1 protein-coding gene is annotated in these 1,654 nt (G+C 68.3%); it reads right to left on the bottom strand.

All coding sequences use genetic code 11. The annotated features are described in order from the left end of the window. On the bottom strand, nt 1-1,182 hold a 1,182-nt coding region (locus tag G6O54_RS36785; RefSeq protein ID WP_165236066.1), incomplete at its 3' end, for a hypothetical protein. Nucleotides 1,183-1,654: the final 472 nt, after the last annotated feature.

The following is a 1,654-nucleotide window of genomic DNA, read 5'->3' as shown; positions in this document are numbered from 1 at the left end:
ATCGCCCTTCAGTTGGAGGATCTCCTCGGAGCCGGGGTCGGACCAGAACTTCTCGCTCCCCTTGACCCGGCGGTTGATCATCTTGATCGCCGACTCCACCGCGCTGGTCATGATCGGCAGGCCCTCGCGCCGGAAGGCGTCATATCGCATCCGATCGGCGTTGTTGCGCAGGTAGCCCAGCGACTCGGCCACCAGCATGCGCGGATCGGTCTCGCCGGAGTCCTTCGGCGCCACCCCCAGCTCGGCCGACCGGGCCTCCATCTCCGGCAGGATGGTCGCGATCGCCCCGGCCCAAGCCGCTTGGATCCAGCGGCGATAGACGGCCTCGCCTTCGGCCTGGGGCCGGCCGGCGAACGCCGCGGCGAAGATGTAACTCAGCGCGTGGACGAAATCGAGGATCGGCGTGAACGTGCTGAAATGACGGCGATGGATCGTCCAGTTGGTGGCCGCACCGTCCCCCAGGAAGGCCCTCTTGCCGCCCCCGAAGAAGTTCCGCTCCCAGGCCGCCTGATGCATGATCGGGCCGAAGTCCTCGCTCCCGGCCCGGCTCGCCAGGACGCTCCGTACCAGCCGCTTCGGTCGTCCCGGCCGTCGCTTCCGGGACCGCGACCGGCGGGCTCGGGGTGCCGCGACGGGATCATCGTCCTCGCCGGGGAAATCCAGCCCCGCCGGCAGGGGATGGCTCATCCCGCGGATCATCTCCGCCGTCCTCTTCAGGTCCAGGAAGCAGCTCGGCACGTCCGGATCCGGATCCGACTCGTGAGCCTCACCGAGATAGGTCTCCAGCACGGCCGTCTTCGATTCCCGCCAGAGGGTACTTCGCCGGGCCGTCGCGGCTTCCGGCGTCGGCTCGGTCGTCGCGGTCGGTGATCGCCGACGGACCTGGATCCGGCCGCCGTCCACCGACACCATGGCCACCGCCGGGCAGGGGCGGCTCGGGTCGGCCGCCGCATCGCGGGCTATCAGTGGCAAGCTCCGGTGGGCCGCGACCGCGGCATCGCGCTCCTCGATCCGCTCGCGGCCGATGCGATGGACCTGGCGCTCCACCGCCTTGGGGCCGATGGACATGTCGCACAACTCGGCGAGGTCCCCGGCCGCGGCCTGATAGGACTCGGACCTCACGCCGGCGCGGACGATCTTCCGCAAGGCGAGTGGGCTATAGCTGGTGCCATCAAGCTTCATCGCTCGGTCGTGAGGGGGAAAAAGCTCGCCGACAGCGAGGACAATGTTGGGTCGCTTCGGTCCAGGTCACCAGCCCTCGGGTGGTGGTCAGCTTGCGATCCCGGCGAGGGCCATCGCGCAGGGGCCCTCCGCACTCGGGACAAGCCCGAGGTTCCCGGTCCGTATCCGACCGTGCCCGAGCCTTCACACGGCCCTCGATCAGCGTGCGACTGACCTCATCCCCCACCTCGACGGCGGCCTCCTCAAGCTCGGTGAATGTCATCCCCTCGGGGAGCCCTTCGGGGAACATCTCCTCGCTCAATTCCCGGGCGAACTGCGTCACTCGGGCCTGGAACTCCTCGGTACGCCGGGCGATGTCCTTGCCCATCTTCGCGATCCTCATCAAGTTGAAGGGCTAACGGTATCGATACGTGGGATTCCTAGACTAACTCTACGGCCAGGCACTTGCCGCTGCAAAGCGTGTCGTGCGCCC

Origin of the sequence: Aquisphaera insulae (genome assembly GCF_011064615.1) — a bacterium.
GTDB lineage: Bacteria > Planctomycetota > Planctomycetia > Isosphaerales > Isosphaeraceae > Aquisphaera > Aquisphaera insulae.
Note: the sequence above shows the minus strand (reverse complement) of the source record. Positions and strands in the feature narration are given on the sequence as shown.